The organism is Stenotrophomonas sp. 2201_Sma (assembly GCF_056486685.1).
Window position 1 is genome coordinate 2,287,388 of the sequence record NZ_CM151329.1, and the last position, 26,716, is coordinate 2,314,103.

Below are 26,716 nucleotides of genomic sequence, written 5' to 3' on the forward strand. Positions count from 1 at the left end.
GGGGCTGCGATCACATCTTCTTTAACGGCGCCGCGGTGGGCGGCGGCGGTACCGGGCCCGGGTCGTTGAAACACAGCATGATCTGATCGATGCCGAATTGATCGGCCAGGACCTGGGCAATCACAGCATGCACCAGGTCCAGGTCGACCGAGGGCGCCGCGACCGTGATGGTGGCCGCGATCGCACGGCCATGCTCACCGGCGACCAGGCGCAGGTCGTCCACCGCTTTCACGCCCGGGTCGGTAAACATCGCCGCACGGACCTGTTCCAGGTTGAGCTCGTTCATGGGGACTCCAAAGCAGTGCTACCGGCGCGGGGAGCTCGGTCGCGATGCAGCCAACGATAGAGCACCGGCAGCACCAACAAGGTCAATGCGGTGGATGAGACGATGCCGCCGATGACGACAGTGGCCAGCGGCCGCTGCACTTCCGAGCCAGCACCGACATTCAAGGCCATGGGTAGGAAGCCCAGCGAGGCTACCAGGGCGGTCATCAACACCGGTCGCAGGCGTCCAAGGGCGCCGTCGCGCACAGCGTCGTCTAGCGGATCGCCCTGTTCGCGCAGACGGCGGATGAAGGCGATCATGACCAGCCCGTTGAGTACGGCCACGCCCGACAGCGCGATGAAGCCCACGCCGGCAGAGATCGACAACGGAATCCCGCGCAGAGCCAGTGCCAGCACACCGCCGGTCAGCGCCAGCGGCACGCCACTGAACACAATGGCCGCATCCTTGGCCGAGCCGAAGGCCATGAATAGCAGAGCGAAGATCAACGCCAGTGTCACCGGAACGACCACGCCCAGGCGTTGGGTGGCCGAGATCAGCTGCTCGAAGGTGCCGCCGTAATCGATCCAGTAGCCCTCTGGAAGCGCGATATCCTGGCCGATGCGTGTGCGCAACTCGCCGACGAACCCGCCCAGATCGCGCTCGCGCACGTTGGCGGTGATCACCACGCGGCGCTTGCCGTTCTCGCGGTTGATCTGATTGGGCCCGCGCTCTACCTGGATCTTCGCCACTTCCCGCAGCGGCACCGTGCGAGGCCCCCCATTGGCGCCGGCGGCCAGACGGCTGGACTCATCGACACTGGTGCTTGCCGGCAGCGGAATGGGCAGATCTGCCAGCACAGCGGGGTCTTGGCGCTGCGCTTCGGGCAGGCGCACGACCAGGTCGAAGCGGCGGTCGCCCTCGATCAACTGGCCGGCAACACTGCCCCCAATGGCGGTGGCCACCGTTTCCTGCACATCGCCCGGGTTCAGGCCATACCGTGCCAATGCCGCCGGATCTGGCGTGATGGTCAGCAGCGGCAGGCCGGAGACCTGCTCGGCCTTGACGTCTTCGGCGCCGGGGACGCTACGCATGACCCGCTCGACCCGGCTGGCCAGGCGCGTCAACTGGTCAAGGTTGTCGCCGTAGACCTTGACCGCCACGTCCGAACGGACGCCGGAGATCAACTCGTTGGTGCGCATCTGGATGGGCTGGGTGAACTCGTAGTTGCTGCCCGGGATTTCCTTGGCCGCCGCCTCCAGCTCTTCCACCAGCTCGGCCTTGGGCTTGCGCGGGTCGGGCCACTGGTCGCGGGGCTTGAGCATCAGGAAGGTGTCGGCCATCGACGGCGGCATAGGATCGGTGGCCACCTCGGCGGTGCCGATCTTTGAGAAGATGTTGGCCACCTCCGGGAACTGGGCCAGGCGCTTCTCCAGCGTTTCCTGCATGGCCACCGACTGCTCCAAGCTGGTGCCGGGAATACGCATGGGCTGCAAGGTGATGTCGCCCTCATCCAGGCTCGGCACGAACTCCGAACCCAAGCGGGTGGCCAGCACGCCACAGCCCACCACCAGCACGGCCGCGCCGGCCAGCACCACCACGCGCCGACGCAGGGCCCAATCCAGCAGCGGCGTATAACGGGCACGCGACCAGCGCATCAGGCGGTTGTCGTGCTCAGCCACACGGCCGCGCAGGAAGCTGGCGATCGCCGCCGGCACGAAGGTCAGCGACAACACCATGGCGCCGGTCAGGGCCAGCACCACCGTGATCGCCATCGGGTGGAACATTTTTCCTTCTACCCCGGACAGCGAGAAGATCGGCAGGTAGACCGCGGCGATGATGCCCAGGCCAAACAGGCTGGGACGGATCACCTCGGCGGTGGCCGAGGCGGTCAGGTCATAGCGCTCTTCATCGTTGAGCTGGCGGCCTAGCGCGTGCTGCGCCTCGCCGAACCGGCGCAGACAGTTCTCGATGATGATCACCGCCCCGTCCACGATCAGGCCGAAGTCCAGCGCGCCCAGGCTCATCAGGTTGCCCGACACGCCGCCACGCACCATGCCGATGATGGTGAACAGCATCGCCAACGGGATCACCGCCGCGGTGATCAACGAGGCGCGCACATTGCCCAGCAGCAGGAACAGCACCACCACCACCAGCAGCGCGCCCTCGATCAGGTTCTTGGACACCGTGCCGATGGTGCGATCCACCAGCGCGGTGCGGTCATAGACGGCCTTGGCATGGACGCCGGCAGGCAGGCTGGCGTTGGCGGCATCCAGCTTGGCCGCGGCCGCCTGGGAGACTTCCCGGCTGTTGGCGCCGAACAACATGAAGGCGGTACCGACCACGACCTCGTGGCCATTCTGGGTGGCCGCGCCCGTGCGCAGCTCCTTGCCTTCGCCCACGCTAGCGACGTCGCGCACCCGAATGGGCACGCCATCGCGCCGGTCCAGCACGATGTTGCCGATTGCCTCCAGATTGGCTAGCTGGCCCGGCACGCGCACCAGGAACTGCTGTCCGTTGCGCTCGATGTAGCCGGCGCCGATGTTCTGGTTGTTGCGCATGACCGCGGCGACCACGTCGTTCAACGTGAAGCCCAGCGCCACCAACTGAGCTGGATCGGGAGTGATGTGGATCTGCCGCTCGAAGCCGCCGATGGTGTTGACCTCGGTGACGCCGGGCGTGGTGCGCAGCTGCGGCCGGATCACCCAGTCCTGCAGGGTGCGCAGGTCCGTGGCCGTGTACGGGGTGCCGTCGGGCTTGCGAGCGTTGGGCTCGGCCTCCACGGTGTACATGAAGATCTCGCCCAACCCGGTGGAGATCGGCCCCATTTCCGGGTCCAACCCTTCGGGAAGCTGGGAGGCGATCTGCTGCAGGCGCTCGGCGACCTGCTGGCGGGCAAAGTACAGGTCGGTGCCGTCCTTGAAGACGACGGTGACCTGCGAAAGCCCGTAGCGCGACAGCGAGCGGCTGTAGTCCAGCTTGGGCAGACCGGCCATGGCCGTTTCGATGGCAAAGGTGACCCGTTGTTCGGCCTCCAGCGGCGAGTAACCCGGGGCCTGGGTGTTGATCTGGACCTGGACGTTGGTGATGTCGGGTGTGGCGTCAATGGAAAGGTGACGGTAGCTCCACACGCCCAGCGCAACCAGCGCAGCGGTGAGCACTAGCGTCAGCCAGCGATGGCGGATGGACAGCCCAATGAGGCGTTCGAGCATGGCGGGCCTCATTCTTCTTCCACGGTGGACTTTTCGATGTCGGCCTTGATCAGGAAGCTTTGGGCCACCACCACCTGTTCACCGGCCTTGAGGCCTTCCAGCACTTCGGCGCGTTCGGCGTCGCGGCGCCCCAGCTTCACCGGCCGGGTGTGGTAGGTTTCGCCCTGCTGCACGTAGACCACGTCCTGGTCTTCTGCGGTCTGCAGCGCCGTGATCGGCACCACCAACGCTGCCGATTGGCGATCCACGGTGACCCGCGCCTTGACCGCCGACCCCGGCCGCCACAGGCCATCGGTGTTGGCCACCGTGCCGCGCGCAATGGTGCTTTGGCTGGCGGTGGCGGTGCCGGGCAGGACGCGCTCCAAGGTGGTCTGTGCGGTGACGCCATCGCTCAAGCGGGTAACCGTCACCGGCACGCCAGCACCGATGTGCTGGGCGTCGGCGCCGAAGATGTGCAGGTCCACCCACAGCGTGGACAGGTCGGCGACCTCAAACAGCGGCGCGCCCTCAGCGGCGGCCATGCCTACGGCGGCCGTGCGCGCCATGACCACGCCACTGATCGGCGCGGTGACGGTATAGGTGGTCAGGCTCAGGTTGCTCTCTACCGTGGCCAGTGCCTGGCCGGCCCGTACCTGATCACCCACGCCCGCACGCACGGAGCGGACCGGTCCGGGGAAGCGTGCCGTGACCTGCGCGATGCGACCGTCAATCGGGGTCAACAGCCCTTGCACCTCATGCTCGTCAGCAATCTCACCGGGGCCTGCCGGTGCGACCTGGATACCCGCTGCCTGCGCAGCTTTGGCGGCAATCTTGGTTTCCAGCGGCGCTTCCTCGTGCTCGCCGTGCTCTTCGCCCTCAGCGGCGGCGCCGCCTTCGGACGCTTCGTTGGGGGCCGACGCGTTGCAGGCGGCCAGCATCATCAGGGCCATGCCCAGTGCGGTCCAAGAAAAGCGATTCATGGGGTCTCTCCGGTGGAAGCAGCCGCCGGCGGCGCGACAAGCGCTTGGCCGGTCAGGCGTTGAATTTCGATCAGGGCGCGCTGCGCATCGAGCGCCACGTCCAGCTGCTGCTGGGCCATGGCCGTGCGTTCGGACTGCAGCTGTGCCCATTCCAGGTAGCTGATCGCGCCGGCGCGATAGGCGCGCTCGGCGGCCTTCTCAGCCCGGGCCAACTTCGGCAGCACCTCGCCTTGCAGCCGTGCCACCTCGGCCTGCGCCACGGTGTAGCGACCATGGGCTTCGACCAGCGTGGAATACAGCGACAGGCCCTTGGCCTCGCGCTCGATCGTCAGAACCTCCAGCTCGGCTTCGCCGGCGCGGATCTCCGGCTGCGCGCGGCTGCGGCTGCCCAGTGGCATGGACAGGCTGGCCACCAGCGCGGTGTCGTCAGTCTCCTGCAGGCGGCGCACGCCCAGCTGCCACGACAAGTCCGGCGAGGCCGCCGAACGCGCCAGCTGCAGTCGTGCCTGCGCGATCCGGCGGGCATCGGCAAACTGCGCCAACTCGGGAGTGCGCTCCAATTCCTCGGCCAGCGACTGCATGGACGCGATCGCCGGCAGGGTCATGGGATCCGCCGCGGCCACCTCGAAGCTCGGAGCACGTTCGCCCCAGAGGGCAGCAAGGTGCTGCCGGGCGGCAATGCGCTGCTGCTCGGCCCGATCACGGGTCAACTCTGCTCTCGCCAGTGCTGCTTGTGCGGTGAGCATCACCGATTCGGGAGACGCGCCAGCCTGCAGGCGCTGCCGGGCAGCGGCGACGGTCCGCTGGCGCTGGCCGACATCCATGTTCGTCAGGCTGCGTTGCCGGTCGGCACCGACAACGGCCAAATAGCGCTGCGCCGTCTCGGCGAGCAGGTCCAGCCGCCTGGTCTCGCGCTGCACGGCCAGTGCATCAATCCGGCTTTGGGCCAAGGTGCGGCGGGCGTCGAGCTTGCCGCCGCGCTCCAGGACCGAGCTCAGGCTCAAGGTCAACTCCGCGCTGTCCAGGCCACGGGCCGCGCCCGTGCCCAGCGCATTTTCAACCTCCGCCCCCAACGTCCACGGTGGCCGCTGCACGGCCTGGTCGCGCTCGGCAGCGAGCACCGTGGCTCGCGCATCGACCAGGCGCAGCTCGGGGTGGGTTTGGGCCACGCGTGCAAACGCGTCGTCCAAGGTCATCAGCTCTTCTGCTGTCGCCGGCGTTGCCGCCGCGCTCAACAGTAGCCACGCGGCCAGGGCCGCCAATCGCACATGCATGAAGTACTCCAGAATTTTCGATAGCCAACAGGGATCCGGCGCACGCCGGCGCGCATCACCCTGCGATCGGCGGCCGGAACGGCGCGAGCAGGTGCTCATGCCGATATCTGTCCGCATGGGCTGTCGCCGACGGCCAATGCCGGCCGATATGAGCAATGGCCAACACTATTTCTGGAGCCGGCGCGGCCTGGCTACAGCACAGCACCAGCTGCTGTAGCCGGTGCAGCGCGGCGTCTACGCCACGCTCGGAAGCTGGTGATGCCACTGCCGGGTCATGGTCGGCCGCGGCCAGATGGGTTTGAGCATGGAGCTCGCCAACCACTGCCAGCACCGGCTGCGTCACAAGGCCCACGGCCAAGTGCGCCAGCAGCAGCCAGCGCAGGCCACAGCTCAGCCGGCCAAGCGCTGTCATGCAGGCGTTTTGCGCGCGTCGGCACGCGCCCGGCGAGCATCACCCAAGATCTCGAAAGCCTCCTTGATCACATACAGGCCGATCAGGGCGCCGATCACGAAATCCGGGTAGGGGCTGGCCAGCCACCACACCAACAGGCCGGCCAGAATCACCCCAACGTTGGCCACCACATCGGCGCGGGTAAACAGCCAGGTCGCTCGCAGATGCACTTCGCCAGACTTCAAGGGGGCGAGCATACGGAGCACCTTCAGGTTCACGGCCAGCGAGACCAGAGCGGTACCGATCATCCAACCGCTGACCGGCTCGGCGCCGTACATCACCCGGCGGCCGACTTCGACCAGCACGCCTACGCCCAGCACCAGCAGCACGCTGCCACTGACCCACGCGGCGTTGGCCTTGAAGCGCGCCGTGCGCCCGATAGCGACCAGGCCAATGGCATAGGCGGTGGCGTCAGACAGCATGTCCAGCGCGTCAGCCAGCAGCCCGGTGGAATGGGCAATCCAGCCGGCAATGCCGCCGATCACGGCCATCGCTGCATTCAGGACCAAGGCGATCCAGAGGATGCGTCGCTCCTCCTTGTTCTTGGCTTCGTGGTGGCACCCGCAATCACTCATGTCTTGGTCCTCTGCTGTGTTGTTTCATTGCTTGTTTGCGCCTGGCTGTCTACGCACACCGGAACGGGCATTGGCGAGGAACGCCACGATGGCGGCGGTGCCTACCAATACCTGCGCCAGCAGCGACTGCCAGGTGGGATACAGGCCGATCCACTCGATGCGCGGCAACGCGAGCGGTGTTTGAGAGATCCAGCCCGCTTCCTGCAACGCGGCCACGCCTTTACCGATCAGGATGACCGCCATCACCGCGATGAGAATCGAGCTGATCGAAAAGAACCGGCCAATCGGCAGCCGCCTGCTCATGCGCAGCATCCAGTACGCCACCGCAGCCAACACCGCGATTCCCGCCGCCAGGCCTGCGAGGATGGCGGTGGACGCCTGATCGCTCCACATCGCGATGTAGAACAAGATCGTCTCAAACACCTCGCGGTACACCGCGACAAAGGCCAGCATGAACAGGAAAACAGCCGAGCGCCGTGTCAGCGCAGTCGTCAGCTTGGCGTGCAGGTACTCCTGCCACCGCCCTGCAAGGCTCTTTTGGTGCATCCAGATGCCTACGCTGAGCAGGACAGCGGCAGCGAACAAGGCCGAGACGCCCTCAGTGACTTCCCGGTTCGCACCGCTGATATCAACAAAGTAAGTGGCCACCGCCCAGGTAGCTGCGCCTGCCAACAACGCGCAGATCCAACCCGCATGCACATACGGCAACACATCAGACCGCTCGGCTTTACGCAAGAACGCCACGATACCAATCACGATCAGCAGCGCTTCCAGTCCTTCGCGTACCAAGATGGTAAAGCTGCCTAGAAACGCGGTGCTGGCGCCTATTCGGGTGTCCTGCAGCGCCACGTCCGCGCGATCAAACAGCTGGGCAATTTGCGCTGCCTGCCCGGCAACGTCAGCCGCGGGCGCATGCTGATCCAGCTGCGCGCGGTAGCCTGCCATGGCCGTCTCGATCTCTCGCAGCAATGACGGATTGCGCGTGGCCAGCGTGGGTTCAAGCGGCTCTACACCATCCAGATAGGACGAGAGCGCAAGCTTTTTGGCTTGAGCCAGGTCCTCATCAGCGTAAGCGCGCTGGCTGGCGGCCAGTCGCTGCCGCGCCACCGCAAAGCGATCGGCTCCTGGTACCGCTTCGTTTACTACCTGTGGCTGCGAACGCAGGTAGGCGATGATCGCGTTTGCCTGATCGGCGGGCATCGTGGTGGCAAGATCGGCCTCTCGCGTGCGTGTCAGCGCTTCGAGCGAGGGAATGTGCGTATGGGCCTCGGCACTGGTGCGCCATAACGCCTCACCTTGAGCCTTGGCTTGCGAGGAGTACCCCAAGCTGCCCACATAGAATGCCAACGCCCAGCGATCACTTTCTGACAGCCCAGAGAAGCTGACCATGCCGGTACCCGGCACACCCTGGGAAATGACCTCGTACAACGACAGCGGCGTTCGCTGCGCGGCGCGAGTGGCATCGGTGAACGCGATCGGCGGCGGACTTAACGCTTGCGCGGCGGGGCCATCACCGTGACCTGTGGGGCCGTGACAGGCCGCGCACTGCTGGCTGTAGATGGACGCGGCCTGGGAGGTCTTCGGCGCGCTCGCCGGAACAGCGCCGATCGGGTAGCGGGCCAACAGCGTCGTGCCGAGCCCGCGCGCCAACGTTGCCACTTGCGCCGGGTCGGCCTTCTCTGCCACCGCCTGGACCAGGCGGTCGGCCTGGGCCGTCAGCTCCTGCTGGTTCTGGCCACTGGGCAATGCTGCCAGCTGACTGCGCACGGCGCCGGCAAACTCGCTCATTTCGGCGTATTCGTTGGGGGCAATTACGCGACCGGCCTGGACCGCGCCGGGGTAGTCGACCGCGATGTAATCGAGCATCTGCCAGGTTTGGCGCAGGTCTGCTGCGGCAGGCTCCGCCTGAGCAGAAGCGGGCAGAACCCAGCCGATCAGCAAGGCAATCAGGCAGTAGCGAATCAAGGCGATGGGCAGTGGCATGGTCGTCACATGCAGCGCCGCGGCCGGAGTGGCGGCGGATACGGGTTCAGCGTAAAGTCCGTAGCTACTACGGAGTCAAGCGTACTACGAATGAAAATCAGTGAGGCTGCCGACGCCAGCGGATGCCACTTGGAGACGATTCGCTATTACGAGCGGATCGGGTTGCTGCCGCGCCCGGGGCGCACGGGCAACGGCTACCGGGTCTATGGCCCGGCCGACATCGAGCGGCTGCGCTTCATTGCGCGTGGCCGGGACCTGGGCTTCAGCCTGGAGGAGGTCCGCAGCCTGCTGCAGCTGGCCGGCGATGAGGAGCTTTCGTGCGGGGACGTGGACCGGTTGGCCCGCAGCCATCTGGCCGACGTGCGCGCCCGCATGGCCGACCTGCAGCGCATGGCCAGCGAGCTGGAACGGGTGATTGCCAGTTGCCATGGCGGGCAGCGGGCGGAATGCACCATCCTGTCGACGCTGCGCCAGACGACCTCGGTGGAGGCCACGCGCCAGTGACCGAACTGGACCGCTACCTCGATGCGGCCACGCGCCAGAACACGGTGCGCAGCTATGCGTCGGCGCTGCGGCACTTCGAGGTTGAATGGCAAGGCCACCTCCCAGCGACACCTGACAGCGTGGCCCGGTACCTGGCCGCTTATGCGCAGACCTTGGCGACCAGCACCCTCCGCCAACGTCTGGCGGCCATCGCCTCTTGGCACCGCGACCACGGCTTTGTCGACCCGACCCGATCGCCGCTGGTGCGCAAGGTGCTCAAAGGCATCCAGACCCTGCACCCGGGCCAGGTCAAGCAAGCCGCGCCGCTCCAGATTCGGCGGCTGGTCGAGCTCGATGACTGGCTGGCCGCGGCGATCGCTGCGGCACATGCCCGGGGCGATGGGCCGGCGGCGCTGCGCCATCAACGAGACCGAGCGCTGGTGCTGCTCGGGTTCTGGCGGGGATTCCGTGGCGATGAACTGCTGCGTCTGGACGTGGCCCATCTCACGCTGGTGCCGGGACAGGGGATGACCTGCTTCTTGCCACGCAGCAAGGGTGATCGCCAAGCAGCCGGCGTCACCTACAAGGTGCCGGCGCTGTCGCGGTTATGTCCGGTGGAGGCGACCCAGGCGTGGCTGCAGGCGGCCGACCTGCAAGAAGGGCCGGTGTTTCGGGCAGTCAACCAATGGGGCCAGGTGAGCGCCGAAGGCCTGCATCCCAACAGCTTGGTGCGCCTGCTGCGCGAGTTGCTGACCAGTGCAGGCTTTGCCGATGCGGGGCTCCACAGCAGCCATTCGTTGCGCCGCGGCTTTGCCAGCTGGGCCAACGACCAAGGCTGGGACATGAAGGCCTTGATGGAGTACGTGGGCTGGCGCGATGTGCAGTCGGCCATGCGTTACCTGGACGGGCGTGACCCGTTTGCCCGGGACCGCATTGAAGCAAGCCTGCCCAGTCCAACCGTGCCGGTACCGGCGATGGCACTGCCGGCGCCGGAGGGCAAATCGGCCCTGCAGCTGCGCCTGCGCATGGTGCTGACCCCGTTTGCCCGCACGGGCCGCGGCGCGGCCAAGGCCCGAGGCCGAATTGAAGAGATCTGCTTGGCCCCGTTCCAGGCTGTGCGCCTGAACACCGCCAGCAGCGAGTACCAGTTGACTGCTCCCACCGATCCCGAAAGGGATCTGGATGAAATCCTGGCCACGTTGCTCGATGACATGCACCGCATGGCCGATACGCACCAGTGCTTCCTGGAAGCGTCGCTCAGTACAGACGACGGCCGGCACTGGGACTGATCCCCCTCACACCCTCCGGATCCAATGGCTACCCTTCACGAGACCGCCTACCCGCGACTGAAGCCTGATCCCACCGCCAAGGAACTGGAGGAGATCTATACCCCGACCGCCGCTGAGATTGCATTCGCCAAGCAGCTGACCACCCAGCCGGGTCCGCAGCTGGCGGTACTGATTCATCTCAAGCTCTTCCAACGCTTGGGCTACTTCACGCTGTTGGCCGACGTACCCGAGCGGATCCGGAAGCACATCGCCAAGGCCGCCCGACTCGGGCGCGTATTGGACACCGACCAGCTCGAACGCTACGACGCTTCCGGCAGCCAGCGCCGGCATATGCCGCAGCTTCGGCAATTCATCGGGGTACGTCCCCTGGATAAATCGGGCTTGGCTTGGCTGGACACAGTGGCCACCGGAGCAGCCCAGACCAAGCACACCATCCCGGACATCGTGAACGTCCTGCTCGAAGAGCTGGTGCACCATCGCTACGAACTGCCCGGTTTCCGCACTCTGGAGCTGGCCGCCATCGGCGCCCGTGAGCGGGTCAATCTGGGCTACTACCGCAGCATCAGCCACGCGCTGACGCCTGCCACGCGCACGCTCATCGACGAACTGCTGCGCGCACCGGAAGGGTCCAGGTTCACCGGCTGGCAATCACTCAAGCGCGAGCCCGGCCGGCCCACCAACAAGGAAGTTCGGTTCTACCTGCAGCACATCCGCATGCTGCAGCAGTTGGCCGACCAGCTGCCTCCCATCGATGTGCCGGTGCCCAAGCTCAAGCAGTTCCGTGCAATGGCTCGGGCCTATGACGCCAGCGAGCTGGCCGAACTGGCTCCGGACAAGCGCTATGCGCTGGCCACCATCTTCATTCGCGCCCAGCATGCCAAGACACTGGATGATGCAGCCGAGTTGTTCATCAAGCAGGTGCGCGGGCTGGAGAACACGGCCCAGCAGAAATTGCTGGCCTACCAGCTCGAACATGCCAAACGGGCCGACTTCCTCATCGGCCAGCTCAAGGAAATCCTGCAGGCCTATCAGCTAGACGGCAGCGATAGTCAGCGCGTGGATGCCATCGACAACAGCCTGGAAGCGGAAGTGTCGACCTTGCTGGCCGAATGCGAAGAACATATGGCCTACGCCGGGAAGAACTACCTGCCTTTCATGCTGCAGCCCTATGGCGCGGTCAGGCCGCTGCTGTTCAATGGGCTGGAGCTGATGAAACTTCGGGCGACCAGCCACGACGCCGGCATGGAGCCGCTGATCGCAGCGGTGCTCTCGCTGCGCAACCAGCGCCGTGAGCTGATCGAGGTCGCCTCCCTCGGTTTGGACCCGGAAAAGGACTTTGACTGGATGTCCAAGCTCTGGTGTCAGCACGTGTTCGGCAAGCGGGCCAGTGCAGCCGGCGCCGGCTGGATGCACCGTAAGTACTTCGAGCTGGCCGTGCTGGTGCAGGTCAAGGACGAACTGAAGTCCGGAGATCTCTTCATTCCCAGCAGCGAACGGTTTGATGACTACCGTGAGCAGCTGGTCGATGAAGCCACCTTGGCCCAGGAACTGGAAGCCTACGGCCAGGTGTCAGGCCTGCCCACCGACGCCGAGTCTTTCGTGGCGGGATTACGTGCACAACTGACCTCCCTGGCCGATGAGGTCGACGCGCGTTTCCCGGAGAACGTACATGCGGACATCCTGGATGGGCGCCTGGTGCTGCGGAAGGGGCAACGCGCCGAAGTCTCCAGCGCGATTACCACGGTGGATCGCCTCATCGCCGAACGGCTTCCAGAATCCAGCATCGTCGATGTCCTGATCGATGCCAGCCAATGGCTGGATCTGCACCGTTTCTTCCGCCCGATCGCCGGCACCGAGAGCCAGGTCGAAGATCTGCCCCGACGTGTGATCACCACGCTATTCTGCTATGGCTGCAACCTGGGGCCGACGCAGACGGCGCGGTCGATCAAGGGCTTCAGCCGGCGCCAAGTCGCTTGGCTCAACCTGAAATACGTGACCGAGGATGTGCTTGAGAAGGCCATCGTGGAGGTCATCAATACCTACAACAGATTCGACCTGCCTGGCTATTGGGGCAGCGGCAAGAGCGCATCAGCTGATGGCACGAAGTGGAGCGTCTACGAGGACAACCTGCTGTCGGAGTATCACATCCGCTACGGCGGCTACGGTGGCATCGGCTACTGCCACGTGTCCGACAAATACGTAGCGCCGTTCAGCCACTTCATTCCCTGTGGCGTGCACGAGGGCATCTACATCCTCGACGGTCTGTTGGCCAACACTTCCGACATCCAGCCTGAGATCGTCCATGGCGACACGCAGGCCCAAAGCTATCCGGTCTTCGGCCTGGCCCACATGCTGGGCATCCAGCTGATGCCCCGGATCCGGAACATCAAGGACCTGACATTCTTTCGGCCCGAACCGGGTAGGGCTTATAAGAACATCCAGGCACTGTTCGGGGACAGCATCGACTGGCAACTGATCGCCACCCATCTCCACGACATGCTGCGGGTGGTGATCTCAATCCGATTGGGCAAGATCACCGCGTCCTCGATCCTGCGCCGGCTGGGCACCTACAGCCGGAAGAACAAGCTGTACTTCGCCTTCCGGGAACTTGGCAAGGCCGTTCGAACGCTGTTCTTGCTGCGCTACATTGATGACAATGAGATCCGCAAAACGATCCATGCTGCCACCAACAAGAGCGAGGAATACAACGGCTTCGTGAAATGGGTGTTCTTTGGCAGCCAGGGGATCATTGCTGAGAACGTCCAACACGAGCAGCGCAAGATCATCAAGTACAGCCAGCTGGTGGCCAACATGATCATCCTCCACAACGTGGAAGGCATGAGCCGGACCTTGGCCGAGATGAGGAAGGAGGGGATTGAACTGACGCCCGAGATCCTGGCCGGCCTGTCGCCTTATCGGACCAGCCACATCAATCGCTTCGGCGACTACCACCTGGATCTTGAAAGGGAAGTGGCGCCGCTGAGCTACACAGCCAAGGTGCTTGAACAGACCCCATAGATGGGGAGAACCTGATCGAGAGACGAGCAATCAACTTTGAAATTCAGTCGCTTAGGCAGCTTTTGGCCCTGTACGTAATGATTCCCTGCCGACCCTCTTCAAGGTTCATCCCAGCGACTGCCCAGTTGAAGGCCGCTCTTTCGTGGGCATTGAGTTCCGCGTCGATAGCGTCAATTGACTGCCGGTATTGCTGCTGGGTTCCATTCGTAACCATCTTCTTGTCTGTCGGACCGCTGCAGGCAGCTAGCAGTGCTGATGCTGCCAGGATCAGTGTTGCTCTGCTTCTGGCCGCGGTGATGAAGCGGTATGGCTGTTCGCTCATGCGTCCCCCTGTCAATGAAGAAGACAGAATATCTGGTTTTTAGATATCGGAGAACTGGATATAGCTTTCTAGGCCGCTCAGCCAAGGCGCGGTCGTGTCGAAGTCCATCCATCGAAAAGAGTACGCTGCCCTCATTGAGGCTGTTCGCGAGGCGCGGCTAGCTGCCGGTCTGACCCAGGCCCAGGTGTCCAGCATGCTGGGCCGCAGCCAGTCATTCATCAGCGACGTCGAAACAGGCAAGAGAAGGGTTGATGTGGTGGAGCTGAGAGATATCGCCCGCCTGACAGGCCTTTCGCTGGGCAAGTTGATCACAAACTTTGAGAAGCGAATCAAAGACTAAAGCCCCTTAGGGTGTAGCGGTAGGTTCGCGCTTCTTGCCGGCCGGTCGGGACCAGGCGCACACGCCAGTGACAGACGGCCAACCGGATGGAAGGGGCACGCCCTGCCGGAAATCCGTGACGTAGATCGGCCTCGGCGTGCCGGGTCGAAACTTTAGGCTGTTTTGTGGAACCGTGGGGTCTGAACCCTCGTGTAGATCCGGGTGAAGCGACGTCTTTACAGTTGTTGATGTGAAGACATTTCTCCGGCCCACTCCACAGCAGCTCCACAGGTCGCTAAAGCGAACCCCTAAATGCCTCCGATGGGCTTGTCGCGGGGCCTATACCCTTTCGGCGCGACTGTCTGACGTGGAGGATTGCGCCCTACACAAGCTTCGAGACGCAAAGGCTATCGCTTGGCGGCGGCAGCGCAAGATGCGCAGCTGGGCCGCGAAGCATCCCCGGTTCCTACTGTTAGCCTTTCCGCTTTGGGGTGATCCCCGGTCATTCGCTGAGTTACCGGAACAGAAGCTTTGGCCGCGCATTCTTGGCGTTTTCGCGCTTGTTAGCCCCCATCATCGATGCGCTACAAGCCGATCCAGGAAGTGGCCAGTCACTAGTTCAATGGGCAGAAGTTGCTGGCGTATCCTCTCGGACTCCTGCAAGACGCTGGGTTGCCGCTACTGGCCTGGGATGTTGTGAGTGGCGCCAGAGGCTGAAGCTTGCTGCGTCCCTCCCTCTCCTCCAGAGCGACTGCAAAGTTGGTGATGTTGCCAAGCGGCTGGGCTATAGCGGCCCCTCCCCTTTTATTGCAATGTTTCGCCGACTAACCGGCATGTGCCCAACTCAGCTGAAGAGCGCTGTCTAGATGCAACTTCACCTTGAGGAGAGGGCCCTTTGAACCTGGCTAGCCGAAGAAGCGTTCCCCGAACAAGGAGAACGGGCCTCAAGCGGCCCGTTTTCATTTGAACTGCAGCTATGCAATTGTCTTTCAGCGCTTGGTCGAGGTGTCATCCACGACCATGACCTCGTCAGGCTTCTTGCGAGCTGCGTACTCCGCCAGTACCACACCAAATACTGCCATCAAACCGCCACCCACGACCCAGGTGCTCAGAGACTCTTTGAGGACCACCACCGCAAGCAATGCAGTGACGATCGGGACGAGATTGAAGAACCCGGCCACGCGAGCAGAGCCCAGCCGATGCAGGCCGGTCATCCATGCCAACGGTGCCATGATCGAAGCGCCGATTGCTGCGAATGCAATGCAGCCGATGGCTGCGCCACCCTGGACGCCAGTGCCTGCGACAAGGAAAAGAGGTAGCAGCAGGATCGTTGCAGACATGGCTTGAAGAAACAGGGATTCGATCAGCGTTACGGGAATGCGCCACTTGTGCATCAGCAAATTGTAGGTGGCAAAAGCCAAAGCGCCCAGCAGCATCAGGGCGTCACCTTTGTTGATTCCATGGGAAACCAAGGCTTCAAAGTCACCATGGGACACTACCGCTATCACCCCAACCAAGGAGATGATCGAACCAATCACTGCGCCACCGCGGACTGCGTGACCCATGAAGATGCGCGACAAGGCAAGAGCGATCAACGGGATGAGTGCCTGGATAACGCCCATGTTGGTCGCAGAAGTGAAATGTGCGGCGTAGTACGCCAGGCATTGGAACATGACACCGCCCAAAGCACCGAGCACGAGGAAGCGTGCCCAATTGGCTTTCAGGACCGCTAGGTTCGACTTCAGGCGCGGCAGGGCGAATGGGAGCAAGATGATGGCCGCAGCAAGCCATCGCCAGAAGCTAATATCGACCGGGCCGACGGTCCCTGCAGCGAGCTTTGTAACGATGGTGTTGGCGCCCCAGAGAAGGCAGGCCAGGAGGGGGAGCAGGTAGTACATGGCATCCTCAGATACTGGATATCAACAGCCAGTAGCGTAGACTTGGCGGAATTTCGTTACATCCATAATTTGCGCCAATCTTCATCTTGAATGCGACATGGCAATGGACCCCGTCCCCTCGTTCAGCTCCATCCCTGGAGACATCTACGTTCGGCAAGGGACTTTGCCTCCCTCCGACTGGGATGCTCGTGTGCATCCGTGGGGGCAGTTCAACTATGTTGCGCAGGGTGTCATGGAGTTACAGGTAGGCGAGGACTGGATGGTGTCCCCTACCCACTATGCGATATGGATTCCGCCTGGTGTTCACCACTCATCCCGAAACCGTGGTGCGGTTGCTTATCGATCCGCATACCTTTCGGTCGGCGCGTCGGCGCAGATGCCCAGCATTCCGACTGCGTTAGCGGTTAGCTCGTTGCTTAGGGAGATCTTGGACGAACTGGCCCGTCGTGACATCGGCGAGGCCGTTAAGCCAGAAGACCGGCGACTCTCCGCGGTCGCCCTTGACCTGATTCTGGCCGCGCCGGTGATGTCGAGCTTCCTGCCGCTGGCCAGCGGTGACGTGCTAAAGCGGATTCTGAGCTATGCCGAGACCTCCCTTCAGGACTCTCCGTCGGCACTTGAGGTCGCAGAGCGCCACCACATTAGTGTTCGATCACTTGAGCGCTTGGCAAAGCGCGAGCTAGGGATGGGGTTCGGAGAGTGGCGCAGTCGGCTTCGTTTTCTGAGGGCAATTGATGCCTTGGGTTCAGACCGATCAATTACGCAGATTGCAGACGATCTGGGCTATGCAAACTCAACGTCTTTCAGTGAGATGTTCAAGCGACACTCTGGCCGGACCCCAGACCAGTATAGAAGGGGCCTCAGTCCGCTCCAGCGAGAGGTGGAGCCCTCCTCCCGCTGAATCGAGGCAGGCCTCGAAGCTGTTGGGTCAACCATTTAGCTGGCCCAGACAGTGGCCATTCGGATCGATGGATCATCCAGAGGGTGTCAACCACCGGAGATCCACAGTCAACCACCTCAATTGCGTCTTGCCGAGCGAAGGATTCACGGGCGTGTCGCGGAATGACAGTGAATCCCAGCCCGAGCGATACCGGCTCAAGGATGAGCGCAACCTGATTGGTGAAGCCGTGTATAGGAAGCGCGCGTACGCCTGGATTTCCTGGGAACTTGCGGGCGAGAAGGCGGGTGGCCATAGCCTGGCCATCTGGATGATCAACGAAACCCAACTTTTGAAGATCCGCCCAGCTGTCCGCGCAGGCACCTCTCGGAACTACCAGCTCAAGCGCCTCCTCGGTGAAGGGCTCAGCCCGCAGCCGAGGGTCATCCGGCCGAAGTGCAAGTAGACCCACCTCGTACTTCTTCTCCAGTACCGCCGATAGGATTTCTGGGTCCGGCGAGAAGCGATGACGAATGATCAAGCCGGGATGGGTGCGCTGGAAGTCCAGCAACACCGGGTAAAGAGCAAGGCCAACACTCCCGGGGGTTATCAGCGCAAACTCCCCCTGATCGCTGTCCGCGCTCGCGAGCTTGGCTTGAAGCCGGCGATCGGCCGAATCCATCTCTTGGCAGTACTGCAATAGAGCCATTCCCGCCGGCGTCAGCTCAATAAATCGTGGTCTGCGCAGAAACAGGGCACCCAGCTGTTGCTCAAGATGACGTACATGCTGACTGACCGCAGCCTGGGTGAGCTGCAGCTGGCCTGCGGCCCTGGTAAAGCTCCCGACCTCTGCGATAGCCCGAAAGGATCGGAGCCAATGCTCATTCAGCATAAGAATATTTTATCAATCTGATAAAAATGGATCAGATCATGGTTGAGTTGCAGGGTCTAATCTTGCGGCTACCCCTCTCTTCAGTGGTGTGCCGTGCCTGCCCTACCCCCTCCCTACCCTCGCGCCTTCTCCCACATCGGCCTGTCTGTTACCGATCTCGATGCCGCGGTTTCCTTCTATACAGAAGTCTTGGGCTGGTACCTCGTCATGCCGCCGACCAGGATTGCTGAAGACGAAAGCGCAATTGGCGTGATGTGCACGGATGTGTTTGGGCCTGGATGGGGCAGCTTCCGCATTGCACATCTATCCACTGGTGACCGGGTTGGAGTCGAAATCTTCCAGTTCAATAACGCCGAGCGTCCCGCGAACAACTTCGAGTACTGGAAGTCGGGCGTCTTCCACTTCTGTATTCAGGATCCGGACGTTGAAGGCCTGGCCGCTCGGATTGTGGCAGCTGGTGGAAAGCAGCGAATGCCGGTTCGAGAGTACTTCCCAGGGGAGAAGCCCTATCGGATGGTTTACATGGAGGATCCGCTGGGCAACATCCTGGAGATCTACAGCCACAGCTACGAGCTTACGTATTCAGCTGGCGCGTACGTCTAGCTCCACGCACACCCTCAGCCAGCTTTCGACTGCCAGGCAGTCCTCGCCAAACTGAGACACGACGGTACGGAGCAAGTGTCTCGGCTGTAGAAGTCAGAGGTCTGCAAGTTAGAAGCTGGCGAACGTAATTTTAACGATTCATCGGCGAGCCGCGCCGCTAGCCCTAAGGAGCATATGATGAAAATGAACGGCATTCGTTGGCCGGAAGGCTACCTTCCTGGTTACACCGAAAACTTTGTCTCGAATGAGCTGATCGTCCTCGGCCTTGCCGCAGCTGATGTTTGGCCGTTGCTTGAAGAGCCACGTCTGTGGCCGACCTACTACGGAAATTCAGCCAATGTGCGCTTCCACGATGGCGCCGGCCCTCTGTTGCGAAACGGGGATCGATTCTACTTTGAAACCTTTGGCTTCCCCGTGGAGGCTCAATGCGTCGAGCATGAGGCTCCTACCTCCGAGGGTCCGGGCCGGATCGCTTGGCATGGCTGGGCCGGTGAGCCCGGGTCTGCCGATCGACTTGACGTTCATCATGCGTGGATTGTCGAAGACCTTGATGGTGGCCGAGTGCGGATCCTCACGCAGGAGACGCAGAAGGGACAGCCTGCAGAAGCCCTGCGTCTGGCCAAGCCGAATCCAATGATCAATGGTCACCAGGATTGGCTGGACGGCCTGGTGGAAGCAGCTCGAGCCGCCAAGTCAACGTCCTAAGCCGGAGTAAATCCCCGTGCTTGCTCCTCTTGCTCTCCCCAAAGCCCCGTTTATGTCTGCCCTGTTTAGCCCATTCGAGCTCAAAGGTGTCACTCTTAAGAATCGTATCGCGGTGCCGCCCATGTGCCAGTACAGTGCGGAGGACGGCCGTATCAACGATTGGCATCTCAGCCACTATGCCGCGCTTGCGCGCGGAGGCGCTGGGCTCGTGATTGTCGAGGCTACCGCCGTGTCTCCGGAAGGACGCATCACCCCGGGATGTGCTGGCCTGTGGGGTGATGAGCAAATTCCAGGAATGGCAGCCATCGCTTCTGCCATCAAGCAAGGCGGTGCCGTAGCTGGCATCCAGATCGGCCACGCAGGGCGCAAGGCTAGTGCAAATCGGCCATGGCAAGGCGATGACCACATCGCAGCCGATGATCCCGCAGGATGGGCGATCCTTGGTCCCTCGCCGATCGCCTTTGGCGGCTCGCTCGATAGAGTTCCCAACGAGATGACGGTTGAGGACATTCATCGCGTTCAAGCGGATTTCGTCGCTGCAGCCAAGCGTGCGCTTGCTGCAGGATTTGAATGGCTGGAGCTTCACTTCGCTCATGGCTATCTGGCGCAGAGCTTCTTCAGCCCCGACAGCAACAAGCGGGAGGATCGCTACGGTGGCAGTGCGGAGAACAGAGCACGCTTCCTGCTGGAGACATTGGCGGCCGTCCGTAAGGTTTGGCCCGAGCATCTGCCGCTGACCGCGCGCTTTGGAGTTGTGGAGTACAACTCGCGCGATGGCCAAGCACTGGTCGACTCCATTGAGATTGGCAAAGAAATGCGAGAGTTGGGGCTTGATCTGCTCAACGTGAGCATTGGCTTCAGTGCTCTTGGTGGCCGCGTCCCATGGGGTACACAGGCGTTCCTGGCACCCCTTGCTGAGCGATTTGCTAATGAAACTGGGCTTCCGGTGGCCACAGGTTGGTGCATCGATGATCCACAGACTGCCGAGCGCGTTGTAGCGGACTGTCAGGTTGACCTAGTGATGATCGGGCGGGCCCACCTATCCAATCCGCACTATCCGTACCAAATGGCCATTGCGCTTGGCCAGGAGCTCCCAGCCAGCGTGCTACCCACGCCTTACAGCTATTGGCTGAGCAGATACAAAGGCCCGGGCAAGGCGTCGGCTCAATAGGAGCGAGCCAGCCCCCTCCTCCATCGAGCAATAGGGGCAAATGATCTGGCTCCCATCGAGAATCCCTAACGCCATTGCAAGCTGCTACCCCGCCTCAACACAGGCGGGGACAGGCACCATTAAAGTTGCTCCGCCTTGTCCGCCAGGGGTCACCGAAGCGGCTGCGTGAGCGAGACGGGATGGGAGGTCTGACTAGGCGCCGAAGAAGACTCGAGCTAGCGAGAGGCACTTGGCCGACGCTGCCTTGCCGGCATGCTCAAGCGCGAGCGCTCCGCCGCCGACAAGATGACCATCAGCACAAAGGGGTTGGCTACCTGAATCATGACTACGGACGTCTCTGAGATTGCACCTTGCAGCAGGAGAATCATCGGAATAGTGAGTAGGGCATGGAACAACACTCCCGCACCAACCAAAAGGGCTAGTGCTCGATAGCTCATACGACCCGCGCCAAAGGATGTGTAGATCATCCAAGCGCAGAGGGGGATGAAGATGATGATCGCAGTTAGCGTTCCCGCGCCGTAGCCGACCCCGAGAATCAGCGGGATCACGTGGAAGACAACGTTGATCATGATGATGCTGTAGATCGCATAGCCCCTTGAGCCAGGGCAAGGCTGGAAAGATTGAAGGCGGCGATCGCCTGCCCTGGGTGAAGACGCGTGGTGAGGACAACTACGCGATCTCAGAGCAAATCGGCTGGCAGGTCCATGTCTATGGACGAGCCAGTACTGAACTAAAGGGCTGGTGCGACAGCCGCGGCATGGCTCTTCGCGAGTTTACCTGGCACGAAGAACATGGCCGCGCTGGACGTCAGCAGGACGCTGTCTACGTTCTGCGGCCTGACACTTGGGTGGGATTGGCACAGCCAACGCAGTCCCTAGACGAGCTGCAGCGCTATTGGGATTCCCGCATGGGCAAGAGATTGAGCACGTGAGCGAGATGCAACCTAAGTGGAGTCGTCGCAAGGAGGCGCGGCCGCTCGAGATTGTAGACGCTGCGGTAGATGTTTTCCTTGAGAACGGCTTTGCTGCCGCAAAGCTCTCTGATATCGCGAAGCGCGCACGAGTCGCGAAGGGCACGATCTACCTCTACTTTGAAACCAAGGAAGAGCTGTTTCGAGCCGCAGCGCGCCAGTTGATCTCCACAAATCTGGAAGGCCTTGAGACGGCACAGGCGACCTTCGACGGGTCGATTGAGGAGCTAATCCCGACGCTCCTCCAGCGAGCGGTCTCATCAGGTGGCGATGCCCGCTTGTCTGCAGCATTGCGAATGGTGCTATCGGAGAGCCGAATGTTTCCTGAGCTTGCGAGGATCTGGCATGACGAAGTTGCATCTCGCATGATCCGGCTGGTGGCAAGCGCTGTCGAGCGGGCGCAGGCCAAGGGGACCGTCCGCGCCGGCGACTCAAATCTCATGGCCTTTTCAATCACGGCTCCGATCGTAATGGGTGTGCTGTTCCACGAGCTGTTCGGGACCTCGAGTCCGCATGCACCTGCGCTGGACAAACTTGCGTCCCAGCATGCTTCAATGATCCTTCATGGCATCACTGTGGATGCGATGTAAGCCGCCCTCACGGAGTTGTTAAGGGTTAGGCCACATCTATCCCTCCATGATTGAGATCAGTTGTCCTAGCCCTGCGACTTCGAGGGTGATCGTCTGCCGGCCAGAAGCAGATTCAGCGCGGCACAATCCTAGCCAGCGCATGCGCCCAAGGCATTGCTACTTGAAGGATGGGCAGCCATTGGCAAGCCACCAGCAGGCTACCGTCCTTCGTCGCCCCATGCGCACCGTCACGCAGTTCGAGCAGGGCATCCGGCCCGGGTTAGTCGTCCATCCCGCTGCAGACGATCAGGTCGAAACGACCCGTCGGCCACTCCTGCAGTTTCTGGGCGCAGGCCGCCGGAAGCGATAGAACGTTGAGTGTCGGTCCGAGGGCTGGCGCACCTCGTAGCCGCTGCCTCGATATCCCCCCGAGAACCGCTGGCCGAACGCAAGCGTCAGCGCCTCCACGCTCAGCACCACGTTCCAGATCCTTCGTGGCCCCACTTGCCGCTTCGCTTCCTGCGTTACGACGGCCAGCGCAACGGCCCCGATGACCGCGGACTGGTACCGGAGTTCAGGCACCACTCGCCGAGCTCCCGCGCGCCTGCGATCAGACGAAGACCTCATCGAGCAGGTCCCGCAGCGCGCCGTTCAGCCTCGGGTCGCCCTGTCCCTGCAAGGACAGGTACAGCGACAACGGGTCCACGACGGTGCCCGCGCCACCCAGGCGGGTGGAGTACGCCCAATGCTGCACGTCTGCATAGCCCTCGCCGGCCACGGGAAACCATTCCGGCTCCGGATGCCGACGGAAGCAGTCTCGTCCGATCGCAGCGATCGGACGCGATGGCGCCGCCAGTTCGGTGAGAACGGACAGGCCGGTTTCTCCCGCAGCACGACAATGATCGGCCAGCAGCATGTCCAAGCCACTTTTGCCGATGCAAGTGGTGCGCAGCACCGGCGAGCGCAGCCGCGGCAGCGCGACCGCCCACAAGGAGCGGCGCGCTTTCAAGAACCGTAGCTTCGTCTCCCGCCCCTCGCGCTGGGCGCTGACGAGGTTAGCCGCCACCAGTTCACGGGCGACCCGCGAGGCAGTCATGCGTGAGTAGCCTGCCTCGCGCGCCAGGTCGAGCGGCACCCACGGGACGCTGCCAGGGATGCCGCGCTCCTCCAAGTCGGGCCGCAACAGGGCCGCGATCAGAACCGCTTGTGCCGGATGGCTCAACCGCTCCCCAGCGGATGTGAGCACCCTTGGAGACGAATCGCGCTCGCGTAAGCTCATCAGGAAGCTCGGAGCGAACAGTTGGCTACCAGGCACAACGAAATCCACCCGAGACTCGATGAGCTTGGAGCGAATGTAGGGCGAAACGCCGGAGAGCACGAGAATGACCCTCAAGCCGGCCTTTTCCGCCAATCGATGCACCTGCGCGATCAGCCGCAAAGGTGGCAACGGTTCCGTCTGCGCCGGGACGGTGGCCAGCAGCACCCTGTGGCCGAGCAGGTCAAGCTCGGCCAGGCCGAATAGGGTGGCGAGGAAGTGGGGTAAGCCGCGCGTCTTGGAGCTGGGCCAGGGCTCGAGCTCACCGACCATGTCGGGTAGTAGACCCTGAAGATAGCGGGCTGCGGCGTCGAGGTCGTTCATAGCAGCGAATGTAACGGAGGTTCTTTACCGTAACAAGGCGCGGTGACAGTGAAACTGCTCTGTTACAGTCCAGTGCACCAGGCCCCTGCTACATCGCCAGGCGAGTTCCCCCGTTCAGACGCCAGCTACTCCCTCCGACTCCGCACGATTTGCCGGATAGCCCTCGGCAGTGGATTACTAGAGAGAGGTTTGTGACTATTACCGCGTAGTTGTAACGAACAGCATTTGCATGGGCTATTCATTAGGCAGCACGATTGTGTCGTAGTTGAAGTCTCGAGGCCGCTGACCGGTTGCCTTGATTGCTTCTTCGACGGCTCTATCGAGCATGAGCAGGTACTTTTTAACGATCTCGCTCCCCCGCCCCTTTTTCATCTCTTCTTTTCTCAGAAAGAGTTCCTGGATCTCCTTAAGTGCACTCACAGCCGTTGCTGATTGCTGCAGCGCAATCGCCAAGGATCGGTTCGGCACGTCAACATAGTTGACTGAATCGAAAGCCTTATGAAGCTGGGTCAGATGCGCCAAGATCAGCCGGGGGCCGCCGAATCCTCCCTCGAACTGCGCCAGCATCAGTGTCGCTGGAAATCGCGCATAGGAAATCAGCTCTATGAGGGACTGTGTGACCTCCCGTCTCCTGACTCTGGCGTGCCAAAGGGGGATCAGTCCCGCGGCGATGATGGCTGCGATGCTGCCGATCGCTTGCACCCACGCCGGCCAGTCAAGCGCTAACGTGGCGGATTTGGGACTCGGCTTGCTCATGAGTGCCCAAGTCAAGACGGCTCCTGCGGCAAAGGTCATCACAGCGACCACCGCCCAATCTCTGTCAGTTCTTCCCTGCTTCATGGCGTTCCTCCTCCGGCGTGCTGGTTTCTACCGTTCGTACGGGGCCTGTCGCGCCGTGCTCTCGGGCGCGGTCGAGGATGAACTTTGGGGGGGGGCGTGTACGTCCTCCAAGTCTTTCGGGGAAAGAAGCCTTGATCGAATGGATGGCCTCAAGTCTTAGATTTCCTGCTATTGGGTTCTTGTGTCGGCTCGCCCACTCTTCTGGGCGCGGTGCGGCGTGGCTTGCTTTGCCTGCTTGGCGTTGCCGTGTTCGCTCTCCCTTGTCGGAGTGCCTCGGTAACTTGCCGAGTGGTTTCCTTCAGTGACGTCAGCTGCGCCTCCAAGCCATCAGCCCGCGCGTTCACGCCTTCCAGTCGGCGCAATGCCTGTTGCTCGCGGTTGGCAGCAGCAATGGCTTGTTGCTCGCTCTCTCGCAATGAGGTGGCCAAGGCCATGCGCTCCCGCCCCCACTCCTGCTCGGCTGACCGCAACGCCTGGCGATGCCGGTCAACCTCCGTATGGGCACGATCCTCCACTGCCCTGACGTGCGCCTGGAGCGCCCTCCTCTCTTCTTCGTGAGCGGCCGCGGCCTCGCCCAGACTGCGGCGTACGGCATCCAGTTCCTGCTCGAGTCGCTCCGCCCGTCCATAGGCTCCATCGCGTTGGCGCAGCAGGTCTTGTACTTGTGCCGTCATCTGGGAGACCTGTGCCGCCAACTGCTCCGCGGTGGTGGCGGCGGCCTGAGTCTGGACCTGAGCCTCCCTTTCGCGCTTCTGGCTGGCCTCAATCGCCAGCGTCAGGGCCACCCGGTCCTCCTCCAGCAGGCGCTCGCGTTCCTCCAGTGCGTGCCTGGTCGACTCCAGCTGGGTCTGAGCGAGCTCGCCGGCATCCTGCAGCGCGGCCTGCCACAAACGCTGGCTCAGGTGAGCTACCCGCTCTGGGATGCCTGGAACCGCCGCCTCAATGGCGCGCTGGCGCAGGCGAAAGCCTACGGTCTGCCACCAGGTCTCCAGCCAACGCGTGACGGTGTTGGGCGAGCCGGTGCCCAAGTGGGCTCGGATTCGCTCGACGGTGGGACGTTCGCCGGCGGCGATGATGTCGTCCGCTGCCTGGTGCACATCCAGTTCGCTGATGCCCTTGGCCATTGGGTGTCCTTCTGCGGAACGGTGAGAATTGGCAGGCCATGTCTGATAAGGCATATTTATCAGATGTAGCTCAACCTAATCATAGTGCACAATACATAGTACATATGAATAATATCACTGCTGCGTCAGGGGAACTCGTTTCGGGGCTGGTTCCGGAGCGGCTGGCCACTTCCGCCGCAGAAGCGGTGCGAGACATCCTGCAGGAGGCCGAAGCGCCTAACACCATTCGCAGCTACGCCGGCGCCCTGCGCTATTGGGCGGGCTGGTTCGAAGGGCGCTATGGCAGGCCCATCGCCCTACCCGTCCCCCCGGCGGCAGTGGTTCAGTTCATCGTGGATCACATGGGGCGCTCAGGCGATTTGGGGCTTCGTTGGGATCTGCCTGCAGACTTGGATAGTGCCTTGGTGCATGCGGGCCTGAAGAAGAAGCCTGGGCCGCTGGCGTTCTCCAGCCTGGTCCACCGGGTGGCGGTCTTGTCGGCGGCCCACAAGCAGGCCCGCCAAGACAACCCTTGCGAGGATCGCGCCGTGAGGACCCTACTGTCCAAGGGGCGCAGGGCTTCTCACAAACGAGGCGAGCGCCCGGCCAAGAAGACCGCGCTGTCAGCCGCAGATCTGCGCGCAATGGCGGCCACCTGCGACACCTCGCTCAAGGGGAAGCGCGATCGCGCCCTGCTCTACTTTGCCTTTGCTAGCGGCGGGCGCCGCCGCAGCGAAGTCGCCGAGGCGACGGTGAATCACCTCACCCGACTGCCCGAAGGCGGCTACACCTATCGCTTGGATCACGGAAAAACCTTGCAGTCCGGGCCAGTGGTTGGCAGCAGCCCCGACAAGCCCATCCTGGGAGAGGCAGCCACCGCACTGCAGGACTGGCTGGACGTGGCCGAGATTACCGACGGCCCCCTGTTCCGGCGCGTCTGGCCACGGTCATTGGGCGGCGCGCTCAGCGGCAAGGCGGTCGCCGCCATCGTTAAGGACCGGGCGCGGTTGGCCGGTCTGGACGGGGACTTTGCCGGCCACAGCCTGCGCTCGGGCTTTGTTACCGAAGGTGCGCGGCGTGGGGTGGCCCTGCCGGCGCTGATGGCGATGACCGATCACCGCTCCGTGGCCAGCGTGATCGGATATTTCCAGCAGGGCGGCGTCGGCAGCAACCCCGCCGCGCGCCTGATGGATGAGGACTGAGCCTCCGGCCCGAGCGGCCAGCAGTGCGCGTTGAATGTGCCCCGCTCGGGCCCTATCCTGCACAAGACGCGCACCATCCACGGCAGGAATCAGGGGGCAG

At 62.8% G+C, this 26,716-nt stretch carries 26 protein-coding genes; 12 read left to right on the plus strand and 14 right to left on the minus strand.

All coding sequences use genetic code 11. The features are described from left to right. Positions 1–10: 10 nt before the first annotated feature. Genes ACZLIF_RS10720 through ACZLIF_RS10750 form a run of 7 tightly spaced genes read right to left on the minus strand, consistent with a single transcriptional unit; the run spans position 11 to position 8,716 of the window. Complete coding sequence (locus ACZLIF_RS10720) at positions 11–286, minus strand: hypothetical protein (protein ID WP_019184735.1); 276 nt, start codon at positions 284–286, stop codon at positions 11–13. Beyond that, complete coding sequence (locus ACZLIF_RS10725) at positions 283–3,474, minus strand: efflux RND transporter permease subunit (RefSeq protein WP_128989306.1); 3,192 nt, start codon at positions 3,472–3,474, stop codon at positions 283–285. The genes ACZLIF_RS10720 and ACZLIF_RS10725 overlap by 4 nt, the downstream gene beginning before the upstream one ends. Positions 3,475–3,482: 8 nt before the next feature. Next, positions 3,483–4,433 (minus strand): efflux RND transporter periplasmic adaptor subunit, encoded by a 951-nt coding sequence (locus ACZLIF_RS10730; RefSeq protein WP_021201906.1) that lies wholly within the window; start codon positions 4,431–4,433, stop codon positions 3,483–3,485. After that, positions 4,430–5,707 (minus strand): TolC family protein, encoded by a 1,278-nt coding sequence (locus ACZLIF_RS10735; protein WP_043033510.1) that lies wholly within the window; start codon positions 5,705–5,707, stop codon positions 4,430–4,432. The genes ACZLIF_RS10730 and ACZLIF_RS10735 overlap by 4 nt, the downstream gene beginning before the upstream one ends. 55 nt (positions 5,708–5,762) lie before the next feature. Beyond that, positions 5,763–6,119: a hypothetical protein gene (locus ACZLIF_RS10740; RefSeq protein WP_012480228.1), complete on the minus strand. Its 357-nt coding sequence runs from the start codon at positions 6,117–6,119 to the stop codon at positions 5,763–5,765. Continuing rightward, the gene (locus ACZLIF_RS10745; RefSeq protein ID WP_005413376.1) at positions 6,116–6,733 is read right to left on the minus strand and encodes a cation efflux transmembrane domain-containing protein; all 618 of its coding nucleotides are present in this window, start codon (positions 6,731–6,733) and stop codon (positions 6,116–6,118) included. The genes ACZLIF_RS10740 and ACZLIF_RS10745 overlap by 4 nt, the downstream gene beginning before the upstream one ends. A 24-nt stretch (positions 6,734–6,757) precedes the next feature. Continuing rightward, positions 6,758–8,716, minus strand: a complete 1,959-nt coding sequence (locus ACZLIF_RS10750) for an FTR1 family protein (RefSeq protein ID WP_478461933.1) — start codon at positions 8,714–8,716, stop codon at positions 6,758–6,760. Between the two features lie 90 nt (positions 8,717–8,806). Here ACZLIF_RS10750 and ACZLIF_RS10755 point away from each other — a divergent pair, with 90 nt between their 5' ends. Genes ACZLIF_RS10755 through ACZLIF_RS10765 form a run of 3 tightly spaced genes read left to right on the plus strand, consistent with a single transcriptional unit; the run spans position 8,807 to position 13,506 of the window. After that, positions 8,807–9,220 carry a MerR family transcriptional regulator gene (locus ACZLIF_RS10755; protein WP_012480230.1) on the plus strand — a complete coding sequence of 138 codons (414 nt, stop codon included), beginning with the start codon at positions 8,807–8,809 and terminating at the stop codon, positions 9,218–9,220. Beyond that, entirely contained in the window at positions 9,217–10,488 is a 1,272-nt protein-coding gene (locus ACZLIF_RS10760; RefSeq protein ID WP_005413373.1) for a site-specific integrase, read from the plus strand. The genes ACZLIF_RS10755 and ACZLIF_RS10760 overlap by 4 nt, the downstream gene beginning before the upstream one ends. A 24-nt stretch (positions 10,489–10,512) precedes the next feature. Then, positions 10,513–13,506 (plus strand): Tn3 family transposase, encoded by a 2,994-nt coding sequence (locus ACZLIF_RS10765; protein ID WP_043033507.1) that lies wholly within the window; start codon positions 10,513–10,515, stop codon positions 13,504–13,506. Between the two features lie 43 nt (positions 13,507–13,549). Here ACZLIF_RS10765 and ACZLIF_RS10770 read toward each other — a convergent pair whose 3' ends face one another. Continuing rightward, positions 13,550–13,828: a hypothetical protein gene (locus ACZLIF_RS10770; RefSeq protein WP_033835997.1), complete on the minus strand. Its 279-nt coding sequence runs from the start codon at positions 13,826–13,828 to the stop codon at positions 13,550–13,552. 94 nt (positions 13,829–13,922) lie between these two features. On the opposite strand from ACZLIF_RS10770, the gene ACZLIF_RS10775 reads away from it, so the two are divergent. Continuing rightward, positions 13,923–14,168: a helix-turn-helix domain-containing protein gene (locus tag ACZLIF_RS10775; protein WP_043033505.1), complete on the plus strand. Its 246-nt coding sequence runs from the start codon at positions 13,923–13,925 to the stop codon at positions 14,166–14,168. A gap of 470 nt (positions 14,169–14,638) precedes the next feature. After that, on the plus strand, positions 14,639–15,013 hold the full coding sequence (locus ACZLIF_RS10780) for a helix-turn-helix domain-containing protein (protein ID WP_080334755.1): 375 nt from the start codon (positions 14,639–14,641) through the stop codon (positions 15,011–15,013). Positions 15,014–15,136: 123 nt separating this feature from the next. Here ACZLIF_RS10780 and ACZLIF_RS10785 read toward each other — a convergent pair whose 3' ends face one another. Beyond that, positions 15,137–16,045 (minus strand): DMT family transporter, encoded by a 909-nt coding sequence (locus ACZLIF_RS10785; protein ID WP_043033504.1) that lies wholly within the window; start codon positions 16,043–16,045, stop codon positions 15,137–15,139. A gap of 97 nt (positions 16,046–16,142) precedes the next feature. Here ACZLIF_RS10785 and ACZLIF_RS10790 point away from each other — a divergent pair, with 97 nt between their 5' ends. After that, entirely contained in the window at positions 16,143–16,946 is an 804-nt protein-coding gene (locus ACZLIF_RS10790; protein ID WP_043033503.1) for an AraC family transcriptional regulator, read from the plus strand. Here ACZLIF_RS10790 and ACZLIF_RS10795 read toward each other — a convergent pair. After that, positions 16,906–17,814 (minus strand): LysR family transcriptional regulator, encoded by a 909-nt coding sequence (locus ACZLIF_RS10795; RefSeq protein ID WP_033835999.1) that lies wholly within the window; start codon positions 17,812–17,814, stop codon positions 16,906–16,908. The genes ACZLIF_RS10790 and ACZLIF_RS10795 overlap by 41 nt on opposite strands. Positions 17,815–17,907: 93 nt before the next feature. Between ACZLIF_RS10795 and ACZLIF_RS10800 the strand changes: the two genes are divergently transcribed. From ACZLIF_RS10800 to ACZLIF_RS10810, 3 genes are all read left to right on the plus strand, one after another. Further along, entirely contained in the window at positions 17,908–18,417 is a 510-nt protein-coding gene (locus tag ACZLIF_RS10800) for a lactoylglutathione lyase family protein (RefSeq protein ID WP_033836000.1), read from the plus strand. 177 nt (positions 18,418–18,594) lie between these two features. Continuing rightward, a complete protein-coding gene (locus ACZLIF_RS10805) occupies positions 18,595–19,122 on the plus strand; it encodes an SRPBCC family protein (protein ID WP_223224789.1) in 528 nt (175 codons plus the stop codon). 121 nt (positions 19,123–19,243) lie between these two features. Then, a complete protein-coding gene (locus ACZLIF_RS10810) occupies positions 19,244–20,293 on the plus strand; it encodes an oxidoreductase (protein WP_478461934.1) in 1,050 nt (349 codons plus the stop codon). Between the two features lie 215 nt (positions 20,294–20,508). Here the strand turns inward: ACZLIF_RS10810 and ACZLIF_RS10815 are convergent, their stop codons facing one another. Continuing rightward, positions 20,509–20,862 (minus strand): hypothetical protein, encoded by a 354-nt coding sequence (locus ACZLIF_RS10815; protein WP_043033501.1) that lies wholly within the window; start codon positions 20,860–20,862, stop codon positions 20,509–20,511. A 26-nt stretch (positions 20,863–20,888) separates the two neighbouring features. Between ACZLIF_RS10815 and ACZLIF_RS10820 the strand changes: the two genes are divergently transcribed. Then, entirely contained in the window at positions 20,889–21,224 is a 336-nt protein-coding gene (locus ACZLIF_RS10820; protein ID WP_043033500.1) for a hypothetical protein, read from the plus strand. A 5-nt stretch (positions 21,225–21,229) separates the two neighbouring features. Continuing rightward, complete coding sequence (locus tag ACZLIF_RS10825) at positions 21,230–21,853, plus strand: TetR/AcrR family transcriptional regulator (RefSeq protein ID WP_208043166.1); 624 nt, start codon at positions 21,230–21,232, stop codon at positions 21,851–21,853. 589 nt (positions 21,854–22,442) lie between these two features. Here ACZLIF_RS10825 and ACZLIF_RS10830 read toward each other — a convergent pair. From ACZLIF_RS10830 to ACZLIF_RS10840, 3 genes are all read right to left on the minus strand, one after another. Next, complete coding sequence (locus tag ACZLIF_RS10830) at positions 22,443–23,471, minus strand: hypothetical protein (RefSeq protein ID WP_049402763.1); 1,029 nt, start codon at positions 23,469–23,471, stop codon at positions 22,443–22,445. Positions 23,472–23,705: 234 nt separating this feature from the next. Then, positions 23,706–24,311, minus strand: coding sequence for a hypothetical protein (locus ACZLIF_RS10835; RefSeq protein WP_033836002.1), 606 nt, complete (start codon positions 24,309–24,311; stop codon positions 23,706–23,708). A 149-nt stretch (positions 24,312–24,460) separates the two neighbouring features. Then, a complete protein-coding gene (locus tag ACZLIF_RS10840; RefSeq protein ID WP_049402764.1) occupies positions 24,461–25,435 on the minus strand; it encodes a DNA-binding protein in 975 nt (324 codons plus the stop codon). A gap of 104 nt (positions 25,436–25,539) precedes the next feature. Between ACZLIF_RS10840 and ACZLIF_RS10845 the strand changes: the two genes are divergently transcribed. Further along, positions 25,540–26,616 carry a site-specific integrase gene (locus ACZLIF_RS10845; RefSeq protein ID WP_049453654.1) on the plus strand — a complete coding sequence of 359 codons (1,077 nt, stop codon included), beginning with the start codon at positions 25,540–25,542 and terminating at the stop codon, positions 26,614–26,616. Positions 26,617–26,716: the final 100 nt, after the last annotated feature.